Genomic DNA, 1031 nt, shown 5'->3' with positions numbered 1-1031 from the left:
AGAATTGTTGTAAACATGTGCATAACCGTAAACTTGTGCATTTTCGTAAACCTTAGCATCACCAAAAACCTTGGCATAACCATAGACTTTTGCATAATCCCCAATCCAGCAATTACCATGATGCGATAGGTTGTCTTCTTTTTGTATATAGCCACCTAAATCACCTTTCTCGACGTTTCCAAAGTCTCGTAATGCGCGAATGCGGTGGAGAGTTTTGCCCCCAACTTCGATTGTTTCATCAGTAAGTTCGTATTTCTTTTCCATGGTTTATTGCCTCATGCCCGTTGTGATGATTTCATCAGTGATGATCTCTGCGTTTCCATGAATAAATGCATCACCACAGATTTTGGCATTTCCCCCAACTTTTGCTCTGATGGAAATCAATGGACTGCCATAGATTTTAGCATTTCCATAAATTTCAGCTTTTCCACTAATAAATGCACCACCGGAAACTTGTGCATTTTCGTAGATTTGTGCACTGGCAAAAACACGAGCATGTTCAAAAATCTGCGCATTACCAAAAATATTAGTTTCTCCGGTAACAGATGCACTACCAAAAACACATGCATTTTCGTAAATATCAGCAATGTTATAAATATAAGCATCACCATAAACCTTGGCTTTGTCATAAACTCTTGCATGACCATCTACACGAGCGTTTCCATAAACATGTGCATCACCAAAAACCTTGGCATAACCATAGACTTTTGCATCATCACCTACCCAGCAATTACCATCATGACTTAGATTGTCTTCTTTCTCGATATAGCCGCCTAGGTCGTCTGCTTTAACATCATCAAAATCCCTTAAAGCACGAATGCGGTGGAGAGTTTTTCTATCAAACTCAATTGTTTCATCAGTAAGTTCGTATTTTTTTTCCATGGTTTTACTCCTTTAAGTTAGATTCTGCCTTTGTCGTTCTTGCAAAAGAACGGCATTGCATTGTGTGGTGAATTTTTTGAAAAGGTGGCGTCTTTTAAAAACGCCTTTAGCTTTTAAAGCACATCACAAGGACGCAAACGGTGTTGTTG

Annotated in this window: 1 protein-coding gene and 1 pseudogene; both read right to left on the bottom strand. The window is 38.9% G+C overall.

Annotated features, from left to right (window positions below; genetic code table 11):
* Window positions 1-264, bottom strand: a pseudogene (locus PVV63_RS10265) (hypothetical protein); the annotation flags it as partial.
* 3 nt (window positions 265-267) lie between these two features.
* Window positions 268-882, bottom strand: coding sequence for a hypothetical protein (locus PVV63_RS10260; RefSeq protein WP_273791760.1), 615 nt, complete (start codon window positions 880-882; stop codon window positions 268-270).
* Window positions 883-1031 lie beyond the last annotated feature (149 nt).

This window comes from Bartonella sp. CM31XJBT, assembly GCF_028618555.1.
Lineage (GTDB): Bacteria > Pseudomonadota > Alphaproteobacteria > Rhizobiales > Rhizobiaceae > Bartonella.
The sequence above is the reverse complement of the archived record's forward strand: the minus strand, read 5'-3'. Positions and strand labels throughout refer to the sequence as shown.